The sequence below is a fragment of the Ruegeria sp. HKCCD7181 genome (assembly GCF_057221055.1).
Genome location: NZ_JBWVBC010000003.1, coordinates 409,056 through 428,475, shown reverse-complemented (window position 1 = coordinate 428,475; position 19,420 = coordinate 409,056). Strand labels below are relative to the sequence as shown.

Sequence of the window (19,420 nt, the reverse complement as noted above, 5' to 3'; positions counted from 1 at the left end):
CATAAATGTCTGCCCTACATATCAAAAAAGGCTCCACCCGCCATTCGGCCTATAACCTACGTCCGACCTTCTCGGACGTGCAGGAGCGTCACACGATTGCCGTATTGGTCGAAAACGAACCGGGTGTCCTGGCCCGTGTGATCGGGCTGTTCTCGGGCCGTGGTTACAATATCGAAAGCCTGACCGTGGCTGAGGTCGATCACACCGGCCATCTCAGCCGCATCACCATTGTCACAACCGGAACACCGCAAGTGATCGAGCAGATCAAAGCGCAGGTGGGTCGTATCGTATCGGTGCGTGACGTGCACGACCTGACGGTCGAAGGATCTGCGGTCGAACGCGAACTGGCTATCATCAAGGTCGTCGGCGAAGGCGAAAAACGCGTCGAAGCGTTGCGGCTGGCCGATATCTTCCGTGCCAACGTGGTCGACAGCACACTGAATTCGTTCATCTTTGAAATCACCGGCGCACCGGACAAGATCGACGCCTTTGCCGATCTGATGCGCCCGCTGGGTCTGGCGGAAATCGCCCGGACCGGTGTTGCGGCCCTCCTCCGGGGCGACTGAAGTCAAAGAGCGCCCCGCTTGTCACTGTGCTCAAGCGGGGCAATTCCGTTCCGAACGCGGCGGACTGCTCCGATACAAATTGCAATCCTGTGCGGTCCTGTGTCTTGGATAGCAACGCGTGAAAAAGATCATGCAAAACAGGATAAAGCCTATTGCGTTTGCCGTTTTGCGCGCTAGCCTAATTGACGCAACGCTATACTCGGACCCTTCGTTGGGGTCATCATTACGATTTAGGCTGTCGCTTGGTTTTTGGACCATCGCGGTCGTGTTTTCCTAAAACTTCAAACAACCTGGGACAGACATGACCGACACCACCCGCAGCCCGGCAGAATTGCGAAACATGTTCGGTGCAAATCTCAGGCAGCTGGCTTCAACTTATCCAACCGTCTCGGCACTATGCCGCCAGCTTGGCATCAACCGCACGCAATTCAATCGCTACCTTGCAGGTGAAAGCTTTCCGCGGCCGGACGTGCTGGATCGCATCTGTTGCTTTTTTGAGGTCGACGCCCGAATTCTGCTGAAGCCTCTGAATGAGATTGAACAGGCGGACAACCACCCTGCCGCTGACACGCTAGACAAATATTTGACGACCCATAACGAAATGCCTCTTTCGCCAGGGTTTTATCATGCAACAGAGTCTGACCCACAGATTCCGGATGGGGCGGAACACCGGTTGCTGTTCGTGCGCAAAGTGGGACACACAACCCTGCTTCGCAGCTTTGAGCCAAGTGCTCATTTACCCGCATCGCCCGCGAAAGAGCGCGAGATCCAGGGCATTATGTCAAGCAACGGAACGCAGGTTTATGCCTTGATATCTCGCCGCGACGCACAGAACAGCCGAATGATTAATGTGTCCCCGAAGAACGGAAAAGAAGAATGGGCCGGCTACATCGTCAACCTGTTCGAAAGCGCGTCCACGCCCCCAAAACCCAAGCAGATAATCCTGCGGCACCTGAATAACGACACCCAAGCCATTTTGCGTCTTGCGCGCGCGGTACCGCGCGCGCCAAGCTGACAGTTTCATTCGACGTTCAGGCAGAGTCCGGCCCTTCGTTGTCGGTTATCTGACGATAAAGGTGCCAACTGGCGTGCCCTAACAAAGGCAGTACGATCAGCAATCCCAGAAACCAGGGGATCATGGCCAGAAACGTCGCCACTGCGATAAACACGCCCCACATTAGCATCACGCGCATATTGGCACTGACATAGGCATAACTGGAGATCATCGCTGTTACGAAATCCAGTTCCCGATCCAGCAACATTGGTATCGAGAGAACGGAAATCATGTAGAGAACAAGGGCAAACACCGCCCCTACAACAGTGCCCACCGCCAGCATGGTCAGTCCATTTGGGGTCAAATAGACTTCGAGCGAAGATGAAACGTTCGTCATCGTCGACAGGCCCATGAAAAGGGCAAAGATCATGTGTCCCAGAAAGAACCAGAACAAAAACATCACTACGATGATTGCACAGATCGAGGGTAATTGCCTGCGGCCTTGCTGAACGACCACACCGAATATCGCTCCGAAATCCAGTGGTTCGCCCTGTTCCAGACGGTGCGACACCTCGTATAGCCCGACGGCGGCAAAAGGTCCGATCAAAGGGAACCCGATTGCAGCCAGAACCAACCAGAACGAGGTACCGGTTTGCACGGTAATCCAAGCCATCAGCCATCCGGCGAGAACGTAGAATCCGGCGAACAACAGGCCAAACACCGGCGCGCGGCGAAAATCGCTCCAAGCGCGACGCAGCGCTTCTTTCAACATGCCCGTATCGACGGGTTTCAGCGTCGGCACGCCAAAGGGTTTATCCATTTGTAGTCTCTCCTCCCCTACGTCTGTTTCATGCAGCCGGTCTTTTTTGCGGCCAGCCTGTTGCCTCGTGATAGGTAGCGCCAATTGACAATACTTGCGCATCTGCGCCGCGCGGGCCAAAGACCTGCATTCCCATCGGTAAGCTGTTACTTCCGAAACCCACCGGCATCGACAAACTGGGCAAACCCAACAAGCTGACCGGCGTCACAACCTGCATCCAACGGTGATAGGTGTCCATCGCGGTACCCGCGATCTCAGTCGGAAACGGTGTCTCTATCGCAAAGGGCCAGACCTGCGCACTCGGCAGGATCAGAGCATCATAACTTCGAAACAGCTCAGCCGCACGCCGAAACCACTCTGATCTTGTGACACTGGCGTGATGAACATCCATCGCGCTCAGCGCCAAACCCCTCGACAGTTCCCATTGCGCAGTGTCCTTCAGTGCCGCCATTCGGTCGGCCAGAGGTTGCAGCCCGGTCGCGACACTCCACGACCGCAAAGTAATCCAGCTGTCCCAAATCCGTTCGGCCTCGAACGGAGGTGGCACGGCCTCAACACGCGCGCCAAGATCTTCCAGAACATCCAGCGACTGTCGGCAGAGATCGAGGATACCGGCCTCGAACGGAATGGCCCCGCCCCAATCCGCAAGCCAACCAATACGCAGCCCTCTCAGGTCGGTGGCCTTTACCGGCGCTACCGGTTGGTACGGAACGGGCAATGGTTGACGCGGGTCCGGCCCGGACATCACGTCCAGCAGAATTCCGATATCAGTTGGACTACGCGCCATTGGTCCCAGCGTTGATAACTGGTGCAGGAACCCGTCCCCTACGGGCTCTGACGGAATCTTTCCCCAACTGGGCCGGAATCCATAGACGTTGTTCCAGGCCGCGGGATTACGCAAACTGCCCATCATGTCCGAACCATCGGCCAGTGCCAGCATCCCTGTCGCTAGCGCAACCGCCGCCCCTCCGGATGACCCGCCACAAGACCGCTTCGGATCATAGGGGTTGCGTGTTTCGCCGTAGACCAGGTTGAATGTGTGCGAGCCCAGTCCAAATTCGGGCGTATTGGTTTTGCCGATCAGAATAGCCCCCGCTGCCCGCAATCGCGCGGCCAGCAGATCGTCTTTCTGCGGGACGTGATCGCGAAACAACGGCGATCCTTGCGTCGAAGCGATCCCGGCCACATTAACCAAATCCTTGACCGCGATGGGCAGCCCATGCAGCGCGCGCCGTTTGGGCTCAGCATCTGCCCTTTGCGCTTCGGCCACAAGTTCGTCCTGATCGCGCAAGGCGACAATGGCGTTGACCCGGCCGTTCACCGCACCGATCCGCTCCAGGGTGGCACGCATCACATCAACTGCCGAGACACGCCCGGAAGACAAATCGGCCAGCAGATTCTCGGCAGAAATTTGGGTCAGGTCCATCAGGCTCTCATTCGCGCAAGCTCATGCTTTCGCGGTTCAGCCTAGCCAAGGCCTCGCACCATTTAAACCCACTGTTTGAATGTATCTTTTCCGAATTTGCCTTGTGTATCCGGGATCAGCGCCATCTGGCCCCAAATACCCCGGAGGAGTATCTGTCAGAGGAGACAGACGCTCACTCAGGCAATCGAGGATTATCCGTCGCCTTGCGCTTCGGACCGGCTTTTTCCAGCCACGTTCAATGCCAAGGTCGCAGCCATGAACCCGTCCAGATCGCCGTCCAGAACACCCTTGGTGTCCGAGGTTTCGTGATTGGTCCGCAGGTCCTTCACCATCTGGTAGGGCTGCAATACATAGGAGCGAATCTGGTTGCCCCATCCCGCGTCGCCCTTGGCTTCGTGCGCGGCGTTGATCTCGGCGTTCCGGCGATCCAGCTCTTGCTGGTACAGGCGCGATTTCAGGGCTTTCATGGCAATATCGCGGTTCTGGTGCTGGGATTTCTCGGACGATGTCACCACGATCCCGGTCGGGATGTGCGTGATCCGAACCGCCGAATCCGTGGTATTCACGTGCTGACCACCGGCACCGGAGGACCGATACGTATCTACACGAATATCTGCTGGATTGACCTCAATCTCGATATTGTCGTCCACAACAGGATATACCCAGACCGAGCTGAAGGACGTGTGACGTTTCGCGGCCGAGTCAAAAGGCGATATTCTCACCAGGCGGTGCACGCCGCTTTCTGATTTCAGCCAGCCATAGGCGTTATGGCCAGAAATCTTGTAGGCTGCGGATTTGATCCCCGCTTCTTCACCCGCCGTCTCGGATTGCAGCTCGACGGCATACCCTTTTTTCTCGGCCCAACGCACATACATCCGCGCCAACATCGAAGCCCAGTCGCAGCTCTCGGTGCCACCAGCACCCGAGTTGATCTCGAGGAACGTGTCGTTTCCGTCGGCTTCTCCGTCCAGAAGCGCCTCAAGCTCTTTCTTCGCGGCCTTCGCCTGCAACTTCCTGATGGCGTCCTCGGCGTCCTGGACGACCTCTTCGTCCTCTTCCATCTCGCCCAGTTCAATCAGTTCGATATTGTCGTTCAGATCAGTCTTGATGGCTTCATAGGTTTCGATGGCATCCACCAGCAACTGGCGGTCACGCATCAGTTTCTGTGCATTCTCTGGGCTGTCCCACAGGTTCGGGTCTTCGACACGCGCGTTGAATTCCTCCAACCGGTGGGGGGCGGTTTCATAGTCCATACGCTGCGCCAGAAGCTCCAGCGACTTTTCAATTTCCGCCACGGTGTTTTGGGTTTCGGCGCGCATGGTCAGGTCCCAACTTGCTCAATCAGGCCTGCGTGATAGCAAGAGGTGCGGGCCACCACAAGACGACTGAGACGCGAATGCAAAACGTACCTTGCGAGATTCTGGACAAGTGGGGCTTGACCCGCCTCTCGCAGGTTGCTGACGCCGGGCACGCGCGCGTGTGGAAAGTGACTACTGCTGAAGGAAACTACGCGGCACTCAAACTTTATCGCCGGGCGGATCGTGGCAACGAAGCCGCCGGCACTCATCTATTGGACGCGTGGCAAGACCGCGGTGCAGTCAGGATCATAGCCGAGACAGACAACGCCGTACTCATGGAATGGCTGGAAGGTCCTACATTGGGAGATGTGGCGCGAAACGGTGCGCCCGACCAGGCAGTGAAACTTATGGCACAGTGCGCGCACCGACTTCACAGAAAGCCCATTTCCAACTCACATGAATTGAAACCCCTGAAACAAGTCTTCGCGCCACTTTTCACCGCGACCTTTGCAGATAACTGCTCAACATCATTGGCGCGGGGCATGCGGCAAAGCGCAGACTTGGCTCAGAAACTTCTGGACAGTCAGAAACGCAAAACCGCGCTGCACGGTGACCTGCATCCTGACAACGTTATTCTGACAGGCAACGGTCCGAAAATCATTGACGCAAAAGGGTATTATGGCGACCCGGCTTTCGAACTGGCTAACGCAATTCGGCATCCAAAAGGTATGCCGGAACTGGTTCGTCGACCAGAACAAATTGCGCATTGCCTAGCACTGTATTCCAACGCGATGGAGGTCCCTATGTCTCGACTGACGCAGTGGGCTGCCGCCAAATGTGCGTTGTCGATCTATTGGCGGTCAATCGGCCCCATCACAGATGACAGCGAGGCCGACCTTCTCCATCTGCTGCTAAGCATCGCCGATCAGTAAAGTCCGCCGCCTTGCAGGTCACCCTGGCTTGCGTTGGGGCCAACCGTGATCGTATCGCCCGTAGACGTGGTTACCTGACGGCCAGAATTGCTGACCTCTTCGAACAACGGCAAGTCCGACCCCATCGCAAATCCACCGTCGAAGACGCGGTCGATGAATCCGTCTACACCGTCGCGGAAATACTCAGCCACTACATAATCACCAGCAGCGTCCTGCGGCAGGCGTGCACCACTGAAGCGATCGATCTTGATAAAATGCCCACCCGGGGGCACATCAAACGGACCGCCACCATATTTCTCGACTGCTTTTTCCATAAAGCTCTGGAACACAGGCCCGCACATCGTACCGCCATAAGCGCCCCGACCCATCGGGCGTGGACGATCATATCCGATGTAGCACCCAGCCACGATATTGGAGGTGAAACCGATGAACCACGCATCCTTGGATTCGTTGGTCGTACCTGTTTTACCCGCTGTTGGAACCGGCAGATTGACCACACTCGATGCGGTTCCTCGGTCGACTACCCCCTTCATCATCGAGGTCAGCTGATACGCGGTGATCGCGTCCATAACCTGACTGCGGTTTGTTTCAATGGTCGGGGCCTCATCCGGTTCCAGCCAGTTGGAGTTACAATTCAGGCACTGACGGTCGTCATGGCGATAAATGGTCTTTCCAAACCGATCCTGAATACGGTCGACCAGAGTTGGCTCGACCCGCTCACCGCCATTGGCGAACATCGCATAGGCGGCCACCATTTTGTATAGTGTCGTCTCTTCGGATCCCAGCGAGTTGGCAAGGAACGCGCCCATCCGGTCATATACACCAAACCGTTCAGCGTACCCGGCAACAACAGGCATCGTGACCTCTTGCGCCAGACGAATAGTCATCAGGTTTCGCGACTGTTCGATCCCGGTGCGCAGGGGTGTCGGGCCGTAGAATTTATTCGATGAGTTCTTGGGCCGCCACAAACCCTGAGGCGTGTTTACCTCGATCGGGGCGTCCACAACAATTGTTGCCGGGCTATACCCGCTGTCCAGCGCTGCGGCGTAGACAAAGGGCTTAAAGCTCGAACCCGGCTGGCGTTGCGCCTGTGTGGCACGGTTGAACACAGTGTCCTGGTACGAGAACCCACCCTGCATCGCCAGAACACGGCCCGAGTTCACGTCCATTGCCACGAAACCGCCCTGCACTTCGGGAATCTGACGCGCGGACCATTGGCCCTCTTCACCGGCGACGACCAGAATGACGTCACCGCGTTTGAAGTTGGCAGCAAAATCACCCTGCATCCATTTTATGTCCGCCCGTGGGATTATCCCGTCTGCAGGGCCATCTTCGATTCCAACTGTCAGCTGATTATCAGCCACGTTCAGCACAACCGCCGGATACCATCGGGTCGGTAACACCACGTCGCGCGGGATATCCATAATGGACAGTGTTTCGCGCCACTGTGTTTCATCGGCAAGCTTTTCTTCGGGAATCACCTCACCGGTACCGCGCCATTTGCCGCGCGAACGGTCGTATTTCTGCAGTGCCTCGCGCAGAGCCAGCGCGGCCTCAACCTGCATTTCTTCGTCGACCGAAGCGCGGACGGTAAAACCGCCGGTAAAGAACTCACCCTCGCCAAAATCTTCGCTCAGTTGCCGGCGGATTTCGTCAGTGAAATAATCGCGTGGAGGAAGGGCGGTGCGGAAGCTCTCGAAATCGCCGTTCTGGACCGAGCGCAAAGGCATTTCGACCTCGGTCTCAAAAGTTGCCTGATCGATATAACCGTTCTGGTTCATTTCACGCAGAACATAGTTACGGCGCGCCAGCAAACGGTCCTTTTCGTAAACAGGGTGATAGTTCGACGGTGCTTTGGGCATCGCGGCCAACGTCGCGGCCTCATGCGGGGCCAGTTCCTGCAAAGTCTTGTTGAAATATGTCTGCGCAGCGGCTGTCACGCCATAGGAGTTCTGACCCAGGAAAATCTCGTTCATGTAGAGTTCGAGAATCTGTTCCTTGTCCAACGTGTCCTCTAGCCGTGTAGCGAGGATGATTTCCTTGATCTTGCGCTCGGCCTGACGGTCACCTGACAGCAAGAAGTTCTTCATCACCTGTTGCGTGATCGTGGACGCGCCCCGGACGTTCTCGCCTTTGGATTTCACCGCTTCGACACCGGCGGCAATAATCCCGCGCGGATCGTAACCCTGATGGGTGTAGAAGTTTTTGTCTTCAGCCGAGATAAACGCTTCCTTGACAAGATCAGGGATTTCCTCGGCCGGGGTGAACAGACGGCGTTCCTGCGCAAATTCGTCAATCAGCTGACCCTCGCCCGAATAGATCCGGCTGATAGTCGGCGGTTTGTACTGCGCCAGCGACTCGTGGCTGGGCAGATCGCGCCCGTACATCCAGAACACGGCACCCACAGTCAGGGCCGCCATGAAAATACCCAAGGTTACGAGGCTGAAAATAGCCCCGAAAATCGAAAGAATGAACCGGATCACGTTACTGCCTTTTCTTCGCGGTGCCGCCTATATAGGGGCGCACCCCCGCCGGGTCAAAACACCACGGCTCATATTAGCCATTTTGCGCCGCAGGGTCACTGGCCAATCAGGGACCGATTGACAAGATCATCCTGTCGCCACCGCTCTAGTCCGTCATAAATACCCTGCGCCATCAAGGCGCGCCATTCGGGGTTCTGAATGTTTTGCAGATCTCTGGGGCTGGACAAAAATCCAAGTTCAACCAGGATCGAAGGGATATCTGCGGCCTTGAGAACCGAAAAAGACGCGGTACGCAACGGGCGGCTGTTCATTGGCCCGCCTTTCTGCGCCATCCCATTTGCAACAGCCTCTGCTAACGCATCGGTTCTCGGTTTGGTTTCCTGACGCGCCATATCCAGCAGTACATCTGCCACCTGATCATCAGAACCGCTCAGGTCAATGCCTGCGATCAGATCACCACGATCATGGCGCTCGGACAGTTTCAAACTGGCCACATCCGAGGCCTCATCCGACAAGGTATAAACTGCCGCGCCATGTGCCCGCCCTTCGGACAGAGAATCCGCGTGCAACGAGATGAACACGTCCGCACCCGCCCGATGCGCCAGTGCGATGCGGCGTTCCAGAGACACAAACTGGTCGTCATTTCGTGTCAGGACCACGTCATAACCACCCGCACGCAAAAGCCTTTCACGCAGTTCACGCGCGAAAACCAGCATCAACGTCTTCTCATCGGTGCCGGTTACTTCGGCCCCCGGATCGATGCCGCCATGTCCGGGATCCAGCATAACACGAAGCGGTCGAAAACCCTCTGTTTGTGGGGCTGCTAATGTCACAGACGGCTCAGGTAAATCCCAACCTGCTTGGCGTGGCGCACCGGCGTTGGCCGAGAAGGTGTCGAAGTCGGTGCCCTTCAAAGTCAGCGACAAATGGGCAGCGCCGGTTGATGCGTTGATGCGCATGTCGGCAGTATCAACGGCCAACGGAGCGCCCAGTTCCAATACCAGCCGGGACCACCCCGGCACATACGCGCCAAACTGAACCCCACTGATGCGGTTTGTTTGCAAAAACGCTTCCCGTTTCAGACCGGACCAGTCAACTTCCTGAAAATCCAAAACCATTCTGTACGGGTCACGCAGCGTAAAGATCCGGTATGGCACCCCTTGGCTGAGGCCAAGATCAACCCGCACGCCCGAGCGCCCCTGTTCCGTGATACGGCTCTGATCAGGAAGAATGCGCGCAAGTGCACTGAAGTCCTGCGCAAGTGCAGCACCAGACAGCGCCCAGACCAGCGCGAGTGCAAAGAAAATCCTGCTCATGGCCTCAAGTTTTCCCGAGATCGTTTGCGCGTAAGACTACAGCACCCGACAATGTTTGTGAACGCCTTACACCTGTTCTGCAATCGCGCCGCGCTCGGCCATAAAACGACGCAGCCGCTCTAGCCCATCTTCGATATCCACGGTCGCACGGGCATAAGAAAAGCGAAGGGTCGTATGGCCACGCAGGGGGTCAAAATCAAGCCCCGGCGTGACAGCGACGCCGGCCTTGTCCAGAATCTCGGCAGCAAACGCGCGACTATCATTGGTCAGGTCGGACACGTCAGCATAGACGTAGAATGCGCCGTCCGGCGGCGCGATATTGGTGAACCCGGCTTTCGGCAATCCGTCCAGCATCAGTTTGCGGTTCTTGCGGTAGACATCCATATTGGCCTGCAACTCTTTTTCGCAATCCATTGCAGCCAGCGCCGCCACCTGACTGGCGTGAGGCGCACAGATAAACATGTTTTGGGCGATGCGTTCGACCACACGCACCTGATCTTCGGGCACTACCATCCAGCCTACGCGCCACCCGGTCATCGAGAAGTATTTCGAGAATGAGTTGATCACGTAGCATTCATCGGTCAGCTCCAGCGCCGTCACGGCTTTGGCCTCATATTCGAGGCCATGGTAAATCTCGTCACTGATGAACGAGGCGCCCTGCCCGTGTGCGACTTCGATCAAGGCCCCCATCGCCTTGCGATTCAGCATCGTTCCAGTTGGGTTTGCGGGCGAAGCAACCATCAGACCCTGCAGATCGAGCCCTTCGAAATCGGCCGGAACGGGTTGCAAGCGGTTCTCGGGCGCAGTGGGCAGGTCTACAGGTTCCAGCCCCAACGCCCTGAGAATTTGCCGGTACGAGGGGTAACCGGGCGCGCCGATGCCGACGCGGTCGCCACTATCGAACAACGCCGTGAAGGTCAGCAGAAACCCTCCGGACGAGCCCGGCGTGATCACCACCCTCTCGGGGTTCAGATCGACGTCATACCACTCGCCATAAAGCCGTGCGATCCGTTGCCGCAGGGCCGGCAGGCCCAGAGCGACGGTATAGCCCAACGGGCCTTGCTCCATCTCTTTCGCCAGAGCCTGAACAGCGCCCTTTGGTGCACCGGTTCCGGGCTGACCAACTTCCATATGGATGATGTGACGACCGGCTTCTTCGGCTTGGCGCGCGGCCTCCATCACGTCCATCACGATGAAGGGATCGACGTCGGACCGGGTTGAGTTTCTCATGCCCATCTCCCATGTTGCTGGCATGGCTTTTGAACGCGTATCAAGGCTGGCGTCAATCCCGGCCCTGTTGCTGGTTGCTTTGGCGTGGCTAGTCAGTGTGATGCAGGCCGGCGCGCAAAGCCTGATCCGAGACCCGGACATTGAACACGGCCTGCGGGAACTGGCGTTTCCCGTGTTGCGGGCAGCGGGCCTGAACACCAACCGAGTAAGGGTTCTGGTGGTCAATGACAGCACATTCAACGCCTTCGTTATCGATTACAACACGATCTATGTGAACTACGGGCTGATTCTAACCGTCGAATCCCCCGAAATGCTGCAAGCTGTCATCGCTCACGAAGCGGCCCATATCGCCAACGGCCATCTGGCCCGGCGGGCAGAAAACTTGCGCGTAGCCCAACGCAAAGCCCAGCTTGGCACCGCTTTGGCGCTCATTGCAGCTGCGGCAGGCAGCGGAGAAGCTGCCGCTGGCATCGCCGCTGGCACGACCGCCTCTGCCTTGCGCAGCTTTCTGGGTCATACACGGGCTGAAGAGGCATCGGCCGATCGCAGCGCCGCCAGTTATCTTCGCTGGGCCGATATTTCCCCGCAGGGCATGGTCAATCTGCACAGAAAATTTGCCGGTCAGGAGCTGCTGAGCGCAGCCGATCAAGACCCCTATATGCGCTCGCATCCAACCAGCCGGGAACGCCTGCGCGCCGCCGAGGCGTTTCTGGATGAATTCGGCGATCAGGCTAAACAGAACCCGAACGCCGACTATTGGTTTGCGCGCGTCAAGGGAAAGCTGTCCGCGTTTTTGCGCACGCCTGGCTGGACATTGCGCCGCGCCGCCGAAGAAAAGGACCGAGACATCCGTCTTATGCGCGAGGCTTCTGCCCATCATCAGAATCGCGACCTTGCACGCGCCCGCGCCGCCATTGACGAAGCTCTGGCGATACGCCCTGACGATCCGTTCTATTATGATTTAAAGGGCCAGATTCTACTGGAAAATCGTCGGTTGAAAGAGGCAATTGACGCGTATGGCAAAGCTGTCGAGATGGCTCCGAACGACCCCCTCATCCTGGCGGGTTATGGTCGCGCGCTGCTGGTTGGAGGGCAGACGAACAAAGCCCTGCAAGTGCTTGAAAAAGCGCGCGCAAGGGATTACCGAAACGCAAGACTGATGCGCGATCTGGGCTCGGCCTATGCGCAAGTGGGTAACAACGGGATGGCCTCGGCCGTCACCGCAGAACGTTATGCTTTGCAGGGCCGTCTGGCGGATGCGGGCATTCATGCAAGACGTGCCGTCGGGCAGTTGCCCGAAGGGTCTCCGGGGTGGCAAAGGGCGCAGGACGTCCTGATTGCCTCGGAGCGGGCGAAAAAGAAAAGGAAACGGAAATGATCCTCAGACAAGTTGCACCTGCCCTGCTAGGGCTTTCCTTGATATCCGGCCCGGTTCAGGCGCTGGATCTGAATGCAATGACCGATGCTGAAAAGGCCGAATTTGGTGCTCAGGTGCGGGAATACCTTCTGGAAAACCCCGAAGTGATCATCGAGGCGATCAACATTCTGGAAGAGCGCAATGCCGCTGCTGAAGCACATGTCGACAAGGAACTCGTCTCGGCTAACGCCGATGAGCTGTTCAATGACGGCTACAGCTGGGTCGGCGGCAACCCCGATGGCGATATCACTCTGGTAGAGTTCATGGATTATCGCTGCGGTTATTGTCGGCGCGCGGTTCCCGAAGTCGCCAATCTGTTGGCATCAGACGGCAATATCCGACTGGTGATCAAGGAGTTGCCGATCCTCGGTGAAGCTTCGGTTGCGTCTGCGCGCTTTGCCATTGCGACCAAACAGGTTGCCGGTGATGACGCCTATAAGCAGGTGCATGATGCGCTTCTGGAGTTCAGCGGCGAACCGACCGAAGTAACTCTGCGCCGTATTTCCGACGGCTTGGGACTGGACAGCGATGCCATCATCGCAGCAATGGACAGTGATGCGGTGACGGAAGAGATCGCCCAAACCCGTGCGCTGGCGCAGAAGATGCGGATTTCCGGCACGCCCTCGTTTGTTCTGGGCACCGAGATGCTGCGCGGCTTTCTGCCCGCCGATCAGATGCAGCAGATCGCAGACGGTGTACGAGCTGAGCAGGGTTGATTAGCAAGGGGCGGTCAGACCGCCCCTTTTCGCTTTCATTCCTTATTCGTAAGGATACGGAGCGTTGCATTTCATTGAAACAACCCATGTTGGAGTGCCGTCTCTTCTGAAGTGAGTCGCAGGGATGGCCTCCCCCTTCATACCTGCGGGTATGACATCGCGGCCCTGCCGCTGACTTTCTGCCAGGATGGCTTGCAAGTCTTCAGGCTTGGAATACTTCCGGATTCCGGTGTTTTCCGTAACCGGGCCCGACGGGCAATAGGTTGCCCGTGCAACCTGTTTTGCAAACGCAAAAGCCGCCTTCGAATCCTGACCGTCATGGAAAGATACGGCAACCCGAGAGGCCAGTTGCGGATCAACGTTCATAATCGGTGTTAAGCGGCCCCGTGGTTTGCCTGTCCCGCCTGGGCTAATCCGCACATCGGCACGCGTTGTCGTACCGCTTTCATTATACCCGCTCACATGCACGGACATGTAACCAAGTTGCGTACCCTGGGTCGACGGTGGGACCGGGACACTTAGAAAGCCCGGCCGTTTGTCATACTCATTCGAAGGGCTGCCGCATCCTGCCAATGCGGCGACCAATAAAACAGCGCCAATTGCTTTGAAATTCAAGTTTTCTGCTCCTGGAGTCCATATCAATACCGCCACTACTAACGGCAAATCAGGCCAGAAAATGGCGGATTGCAATGGACTTAGAAGATTGTCTTAGAACCTTACTCAGCGGCCTCAGCAGATGCATCCAGCTCGGCCGCTTTTTTCTCGACCTCTTCGACAATATGCTCGATCATCTGATCGTTCGACATCTTGTGACTTGCCTTACCGGCCAGATAAACCATGCCGGATCCAGCCCCGCCGCCTGTAAAGCCCACATCTGTCATTAGCGCCTCGCCCGGTCCGTTCACCACGCAACCGATGATCGAAAGGCTCATTGGCGTCTTGATGTGTTCCAGACGAAGCTCCAGAGCTTCGACCGTCTTGATCACGTCGAACCCCTGCCGTGCGCAGGACGGGCACGAGATGATGTTCACGCCGCGATGCCGCAGCCCCAGCGATTTCAGGATTTCGAACCCGACTTTGACCTCTTCGACCGGATCGGCGGACAGGCTGACGCGGATCGTGTCGCCGATCCCCATCCACAGCAGGTTACCCAAGCCGATGGCGGATTTGATGGTACCCGAGACCAGGCCGCCGGCTTCCGTAATACCCAGATGAATCGGTGCATCCGTTGCCTCGGCGATGCCTTGATAAGCGGCAGCCGACAGGAATACGTCGCTGGCTTTTACGCTGATCTTGAAGTTATGAAAGTCGTTGTCCTCAAGGATCCGGATATGTTCCAGCCCGCTTTCGACCATCGCTTCGGGGCATGGCTCGCCGTATTTCTCGAGCAGGTGTTTTTCCAGACTACCCGCGTTCACGCCAATACGGATCGAGCAGTTGTGGTCACGCGCGGCTTGAATGACCTCTTTCACCCGTCTTTCGTCGCCGATATTTCCCGGGTTGATCCGCAGGCAGGCGGCCCCTGCCTCGGCAGCTTCGATCCCGCGGCGATAGTGGAAATGAATGTCGGCCACGATAGGCACAGGGCTTTCGCGCACAATCTCTTTCAGGGCTTTGGCAGAAGCTTCGTCGGGGACGGATACCCGCACAATATCAGCACCCGCCTCGGCCGCAGCCTGCACCTGCGCCACAGTCGCGGCGACATCGGTGGTCAGCGTGTTGGTCATGGTCTGAACTGCGATGGGCGCGTCGCCACCGACGGGCACGTCGCCAACCATGATCTGGCGCGATTTACGGCGATAAATGTCGCGCCAAGGGCGCACGTGATTGAGGGACATAAGGACGGATCCGCGTCTGCCTGAGTTGCTGCTTTAGATAGTTCGGCAACCGGATTACCGCAATGGCTAGATCACTCGGCGGGCTCTTCTGTCGCCTGTGTCTGAAGTTCAGCCACCAATTGCTTGAGCGCGCTGTTCTGGTCGGCCTCAAGATCGGCCACGTCATAAGTATCGGAAACGGCGTCTTTGGAAAGGACAACTCCCTTAGCCACAGTACCAGGCGCACCAGCCGGGCCGTAATGTTCGCCGTTCATCGAGAAATAAACCGAACCCGATGCCCCGGCGCGCAGTTGCGGCGGTTCTTCCGTCAGAGGCACTTCAAACACGCTGCCCTGCTCGACCGTGCCCAGTGTGCCTTCGAATATGACACTGCCGTCCGCTGCCGTGACGCGCATCCAAGCCGGGCTGACGGCCACGATTTTCAAAGTGGTGTCAATTTTTTCAACCACCTGCGGAAGCGCGGGGCGCTCCACCGTGTGGACTTCAGCCACTTGAACCCGAGGCGGTTCAGGTGGACGGAACGTTCCGACAGTGCGCGGGTCCAAAGTGGATATCGGCGCGTCGCGGGCAACCAAAACCGGTACATCCAACGCCTGCGGGCGGTACAGACGATCTAACGCCTCGGCGCTTGGCGTATCTGCGCGGGCAGTTTCGACCCCATCTGGCTGTGTCCGGGCCGCATCCAGCGGGTCCAAATCTGTCAGAACAACCGGCGCTTGTTCCACCGGGCTGACTTGAACCTGCTGTATCCGGTTCAGAACCGACCAGCCACCGTAACCAATACCGCCGATCACGGCGAGCAGTACCAGAGAGGAACCGATCGCCCGCGGTTCTATCTGGCTGACCAGAGATTCCTTGCCGGGAATGAAAGGAGTGTTAGGCGAAGTAAAAGGGTCCCGCCCCATTGGGCCACGAGCCAGCGGATCGCCGATGTTCTTTCGAACAACCGAAGCCTCCGCCGACATGCCGTGAGCAACTTCAAACCCGCTTTCCTGACAGAAGGTGGCGAACGTCTCGTCTGGGTTCATCCCCAGATAGCGAGCATAAGAACGAACATACCCGGCGATGAAACCGGGCGTGTCAAACGCGTCAGGGTCGGCATTTTCGATGGCGGCGATATAGTTGGCTTTGATCCGCAACTCGCGCTGGACGTCCAGCAGCGATTTACCCATGGTTGCGCGCTCGCCGCGCATTACATCGCCAAGCCGCACCTCATAATCGTCGAACCCTTTGGGTCTGACGTCAGTGTCTTCGTCGGAATCGCGCTGTGATCTGCGCCCAATCATTCCTGCTGCCCCATTCTGCCTGCCGCGTGTTACACGCCAACGGCGAATCATACCCATGATGATTCGTCCGCTACTTTTGTTAGCGTAAGCTTAACACGCGATAAACGCGTTGCACACTTTGGCGTTAGGTTATCCGGCAAGTTCGGCGCGATTTAGCGCACAATGTGACCAAAGTTCGTCCATCGCCTCCACCAGACGGTTCATTTCGTCGGGTCCATGAACTGGTGACGGGGTGAACCTCAGACGCTCAGTCCCACGCGGGACAGTTGGGAAATTGATCGGCTGAACGTAGATGCCATAGTCATCCAGCAGCATGTCGCTCAGTTTCTTGGTGTGCACCGGATTGCCAACGATCACGGGTACGATGTGGCTGCCGTGGTCGATCAACGGCAGCCCCATACCCTTGAGGCGCAATTTGAGGATTTTGGCCTGTGTCTGGTGCTGTTCCCGCAACTCAGGTGCTGTCTTCAGGAAAGCAACCGAGGCCGCCGCACCTGCCGCAACGGCCGGCGGCAGCGAAGTGGTGAAAATGAAACCAGGCGCATAGGATCGAACGGCATCGCACATTTTGGCACTGGCCGCGATATAGCCACCCATCACGCCGTACGCCTTTGCCAGCGTACCGTTGATGATGTCGATACGATGGGCCAGTTGGTCCCGCTCGGTAACACCGCCGCCGCGCGGACCGTACATGCCGACGGCATGAACTTCGTCGATATAGGTCAGCGCACCGAATTCGTCGGCCAAATCACAAATCTCTTCGATCGGGCCGAAATCGCCATCCATCGAGTAGATCGACTCAAACGCAATCAGTTTGGGTGCGGCCGGATCGTCGGCTTCCAGCAGCTCGCGCAGATGAGCGACGTCATTGTGACGGAAGATACGTTTGGCCCCGCCATTGCGGCGAACGCCTTCGATCATCGAAGCGTGGTTCAATGCGTCCGAATAGATGATCAGGCCAGGGAACAGTTTCGGCAACGTGCTCAGGGTTGCGTCGTTGGCAATATATGCGCTGGTGAATAGCAGCGCAGCTTCCTTGCCATGCAGATCGGCCAGTTCGGCCTCAAGCCGTTTGTGATACACAGTGGTGCCCGAGATGTTGCGTGTACCACCCGAACCTGCGCCGGCGGCATCAACCGCCTCGTGCATGGCGTTCAGAACAACGGGGTTCTGTCCCATACCCAGATAATCATTGCCACACCACACGGTGATGTTCTGCTGCGAGCCATCCGGGCACGTCCGCACCGCATGCGGGAAATGACCGTTGCGACGTTCGATATCGATAAAGGTCCGGTAACGTCCTTCTTCATGCAGCCTGGCGATCGCTGTATCGAGCTGAGCACTATAGTCCAACGGACCCTCCTTGATTGCCCGGCCTCTGTTCGCGGCAGCCAGGCGCCTTTTTCGTCACATTTCGCGGGTCTGTCCACGACAGCAACTTTGCGTTCCTCTGGGTCTGTTTTCTATGTCCCTGAAACGCGCGCATCATTGATTTGCATCAAATATCTCTTTGCGCACACCCAGACAAGTGAAGTTACGGCACTCAGACGTGGGGAAACGACGCAGTCCCCTACCCTCAATCTGCACGTGGAAACACGCACGATCGGGCTGGACGACATCGCAGACCCTGATAGGTTCGCCCCAGATTACCACATTTCCAGGAGTCTTCCCATGTCGCTAGACGCTGTTCTGAGCCGGATCGATACCGATCTGACCACTTCCATCGACCGGTTGATGGAGTTTCTGCGTATCCCATCCATTTCGACCGACCCGGCCTTTAAGGACAATGTCGACGCAGCCGCAGACTGGCTGGTAGCTGATCTGCAAAGCATTGGCATTGCAGCGGAAAAGCGCGTGACTCCGGGCCATCCAATGGTTGTGGGTCATGTCGGAGAGGACAGCGACGGCCCACATTTTCTGTTTTATGGGCACTATGACGTTCAGCCTGTTGACCCGTTGGACCTGTGGAATCGTGACCCGTTTGATCCGGCGCTGGAAGACACCAAACATGGACGAGTCATTCGCGGGCGCGGTTCGTCCGACGACAAAGGCCAGCTGATGACCTTCGTCGAAGCTTGCCGGGCCTGGAAAGCCATTCATGGAAAATTGCCTTGCCGCATCACCTTTTTCTTCGAGGGAGAAGAAGAATCCGGTTCGCCCTCGCTGGTTCCGTTCCTGAAAGAGAACGCGGACGAATTGAAGGCGGATCTGGCGCTGGTTTGCGACACTTCGATGGTGTCGCGTGGCGTGCCTTCTATTGCCGCGCAGTTGCGCGGAATGCTCAAAGACGAATTCACCATTCAGGGCCCACGCATCGATCTGCATTCCGGCCACTACGGTGGCCCTGGCCTGAACCCTCTTCGGGAACTATCGCGCATCGTTGCCTCGTTCTATGACGAAGAAACAGGTCGCGTCGCCGTCGAAGGGTTTTACGAGGGCGTGCACGAAGTGCCCGCCGAGCAGCTGAAGCAGTGGGAAAACTGCGGTTTTGACGAATCTGACTATCTGAACTCAGTCGGCTACACCCAGCCCCACGGCGAAAAAGGGTATTCTACGCTCGAACAACAATGGGCGCGCCCCACGCTCGAGGTAAACGGCCTTTGGGGGGGCTATAACGGCGCGGGATCAAAAACGGTGATCCCATCGTTGGCGCATTGCAAGATCACCTGCCGCCTGGTTGGCGATATGGACCCGGACGCTCTGCGAGACAAAATCCGGAAACACGTCGAAGACCGTCTCTCACCGGATGCAACCATCGAATGGGACAACGACCTTGAGGGCTCACCGGCCTCGGTCATGAACCTCGACCGTCCCGAATTCGAAGCCGCGCGCGGAGCCTTGTCCGACGAATGGGATCGCGAAGCGGTCTTTACCGGCATGGGCGGATCAATCCCCGTGGTCGGCTATTTTGACAGCGTTCTGGGGCTGGATTCCATGTTGGTCGGTTACGCCAACGAGGACGACGCTATCCACTCGCCCAACGAGAAATACGATGTGAAAAGTTTCCACAAGGGCATCCGATCCTGGGCGCGTATTCTTGATGCACTGAGCCGGTAACGAAAAAAGGCACCGCCTGTTCGGCGGTGCCTTTAACCTTT

16 protein-coding genes are annotated in these 19,420 nt (G+C 57.3%); 6 read left to right on the top strand and 10 right to left on the bottom strand.

Features of this window, described 5'->3' with window-relative positions; all coding sequences use genetic code 11:
• Nucleotides 1-5 precede the first annotated feature (5 nt).
• Both ilvN and AC2TCY_RS08855 read left to right on the top strand, forming a co-directional pair.
• Complete coding sequence (gene ilvN / locus AC2TCY_RS08860; protein WP_480846867.1) at nt 6-566, top strand: acetolactate synthase small subunit; 561 nt, start codon at nt 6-8, stop codon at nt 564-566.
• A 301-nt stretch (nt 567-867) separates the two neighbouring features.
• Nucleotides 868-1,581 carry a helix-turn-helix domain-containing protein gene (locus AC2TCY_RS08855; RefSeq protein WP_480846866.1) on the top strand — a complete coding sequence of 238 codons (714 nt, stop codon included), beginning with the start codon at nt 868-870 and terminating at the stop codon, nt 1,579-1,581.
• 16 nt (nt 1,582-1,597) lie between these two features.
• Here AC2TCY_RS08855 and AC2TCY_RS08850 read toward each other — a convergent pair whose 3' ends face one another.
• The 3 genes from AC2TCY_RS08850 to prfB form a co-directional block, all read right to left on the bottom strand.
• Nucleotides 1,598-2,380 (bottom strand): DUF2189 domain-containing protein, encoded by a 783-nt coding sequence (locus AC2TCY_RS08850; protein WP_480846865.1) that lies wholly within the window; start codon nt 2,378-2,380, stop codon nt 1,598-1,600.
• A 28-nt stretch (nt 2,381-2,408) separates the two neighbouring features.
• On the bottom strand, nt 2,409-3,806 hold the full coding sequence (locus AC2TCY_RS08845; RefSeq protein WP_480846864.1) for an amidase: 1,398 nt from the start codon (nt 3,804-3,806) through the stop codon (nt 2,409-2,411).
• A gap of 191 nt (nt 3,807-3,997) precedes the next feature.
• The gene (gene prfB / locus AC2TCY_RS08840) at nt 3,998-5,125 is read right to left on the bottom strand and encodes a peptide chain release factor 2 (RefSeq protein ID WP_480846863.1); all 1,128 of its coding nucleotides are present in this window, start codon (nt 5,123-5,125) and stop codon (nt 3,998-4,000) included.
• A gap of 77 nt (nt 5,126-5,202) precedes the next feature.
• Here prfB and AC2TCY_RS08835 point away from each other — a divergent pair, with 77 nt between their 5' ends.
• Complete coding sequence (locus AC2TCY_RS08835) at nt 5,203-6,036, top strand: aminoglycoside phosphotransferase family protein (RefSeq protein WP_480846861.1); 834 nt, start codon at nt 5,203-5,205, stop codon at nt 6,034-6,036.
• On the opposite strand, the gene AC2TCY_RS08830 is transcribed toward AC2TCY_RS08835, so the two are convergent.
• The 3 genes from AC2TCY_RS08830 to AC2TCY_RS08820 all read right to left on the bottom strand — a co-directional run bounded on the left by AC2TCY_RS08830 (nt 6,030) and on the right by AC2TCY_RS08820 (nt 11,065).
• Nucleotides 6,030-8,519, bottom strand: coding sequence for a penicillin-binding protein 1A (locus AC2TCY_RS08830; protein ID WP_480846860.1), 2,490 nt, complete (start codon nt 8,517-8,519; stop codon nt 6,030-6,032). The genes AC2TCY_RS08835 and AC2TCY_RS08830 overlap by 7 nt on opposite strands.
• A gap of 95 nt (nt 8,520-8,614) precedes the next feature.
• A complete protein-coding gene (locus tag AC2TCY_RS08825; RefSeq protein WP_480846859.1) occupies nt 8,615-9,835 on the bottom strand; it encodes an N-acetylmuramoyl-L-alanine amidase in 1,221 nt (406 codons plus the stop codon).
• Between the two features lie 66 nt (nt 9,836-9,901).
• Nucleotides 9,902-11,065 carry a pyridoxal phosphate-dependent aminotransferase gene (locus AC2TCY_RS08820; RefSeq protein ID WP_480846858.1) on the bottom strand — a complete coding sequence of 388 codons (1,164 nt, stop codon included), beginning with the start codon at nt 11,063-11,065 and terminating at the stop codon, nt 9,902-9,904.
• On the opposite strand from AC2TCY_RS08820, the gene AC2TCY_RS08815 reads away from it, so the two are divergent.
• Both AC2TCY_RS08815 and AC2TCY_RS08810 read left to right on the top strand, forming a co-directional pair.
• Nucleotides 11,064-12,443, top strand: coding sequence for a M48 family metalloprotease (locus AC2TCY_RS08815; protein WP_480846857.1), 1,380 nt, complete (start codon nt 11,064-11,066; stop codon nt 12,441-12,443). The genes AC2TCY_RS08820 and AC2TCY_RS08815 overlap by 2 nt on opposite strands.
• Complete coding sequence (locus tag AC2TCY_RS08810) at nt 12,440-13,198, top strand: DsbA family protein (protein WP_480846855.1); 759 nt, start codon at nt 12,440-12,442, stop codon at nt 13,196-13,198. The genes AC2TCY_RS08815 and AC2TCY_RS08810 overlap by 4 nt, the downstream gene beginning before the upstream one ends.
• Before the next feature lie 42 nt (nt 13,199-13,240).
• Here AC2TCY_RS08810 and AC2TCY_RS08805 read toward each other — a convergent pair whose 3' ends face one another.
• From AC2TCY_RS08805 to hemA, 4 genes are all read right to left on the bottom strand, one after another.
• Entirely contained in the window at nt 13,241-13,813 is a 573-nt protein-coding gene (locus AC2TCY_RS08805) for a hypothetical protein (protein ID WP_480846854.1), read from the bottom strand.
• 101 nt (nt 13,814-13,914) lie between these two features.
• The gene (ispG, locus tag AC2TCY_RS08800) at nt 13,915-15,036 is read right to left on the bottom strand and encodes a flavodoxin-dependent (E)-4-hydroxy-3-methylbut-2-enyl-diphosphate synthase (protein ID WP_480846853.1); all 1,122 of its coding nucleotides are present in this window, start codon (nt 15,034-15,036) and stop codon (nt 13,915-13,917) included.
• 71 nt (nt 15,037-15,107) lie between these two features.
• Entirely contained in the window at nt 15,108-16,322 is a 1,215-nt protein-coding gene (locus AC2TCY_RS08795; RefSeq protein WP_480846981.1) for a helix-turn-helix domain-containing protein, read from the bottom strand.
• 129 nt (nt 16,323-16,451) lie between these two features.
• Entirely contained in the window at nt 16,452-17,675 is a 1,224-nt protein-coding gene (gene hemA / locus AC2TCY_RS08790) for a 5-aminolevulinate synthase (RefSeq protein ID WP_480846852.1), read from the bottom strand.
• A gap of 318 nt (nt 17,676-17,993) precedes the next feature.
• Between hemA and AC2TCY_RS08785 the strand changes: the two genes are divergently transcribed.
• Nucleotides 17,994-19,379, top strand: a complete 1,386-nt coding sequence (locus AC2TCY_RS08785; protein WP_480846851.1) for a M20/M25/M40 family metallo-hydrolase — start codon at nt 17,994-17,996, stop codon at nt 19,377-19,379.
• Nucleotides 19,380-19,420 lie beyond the last annotated feature (41 nt).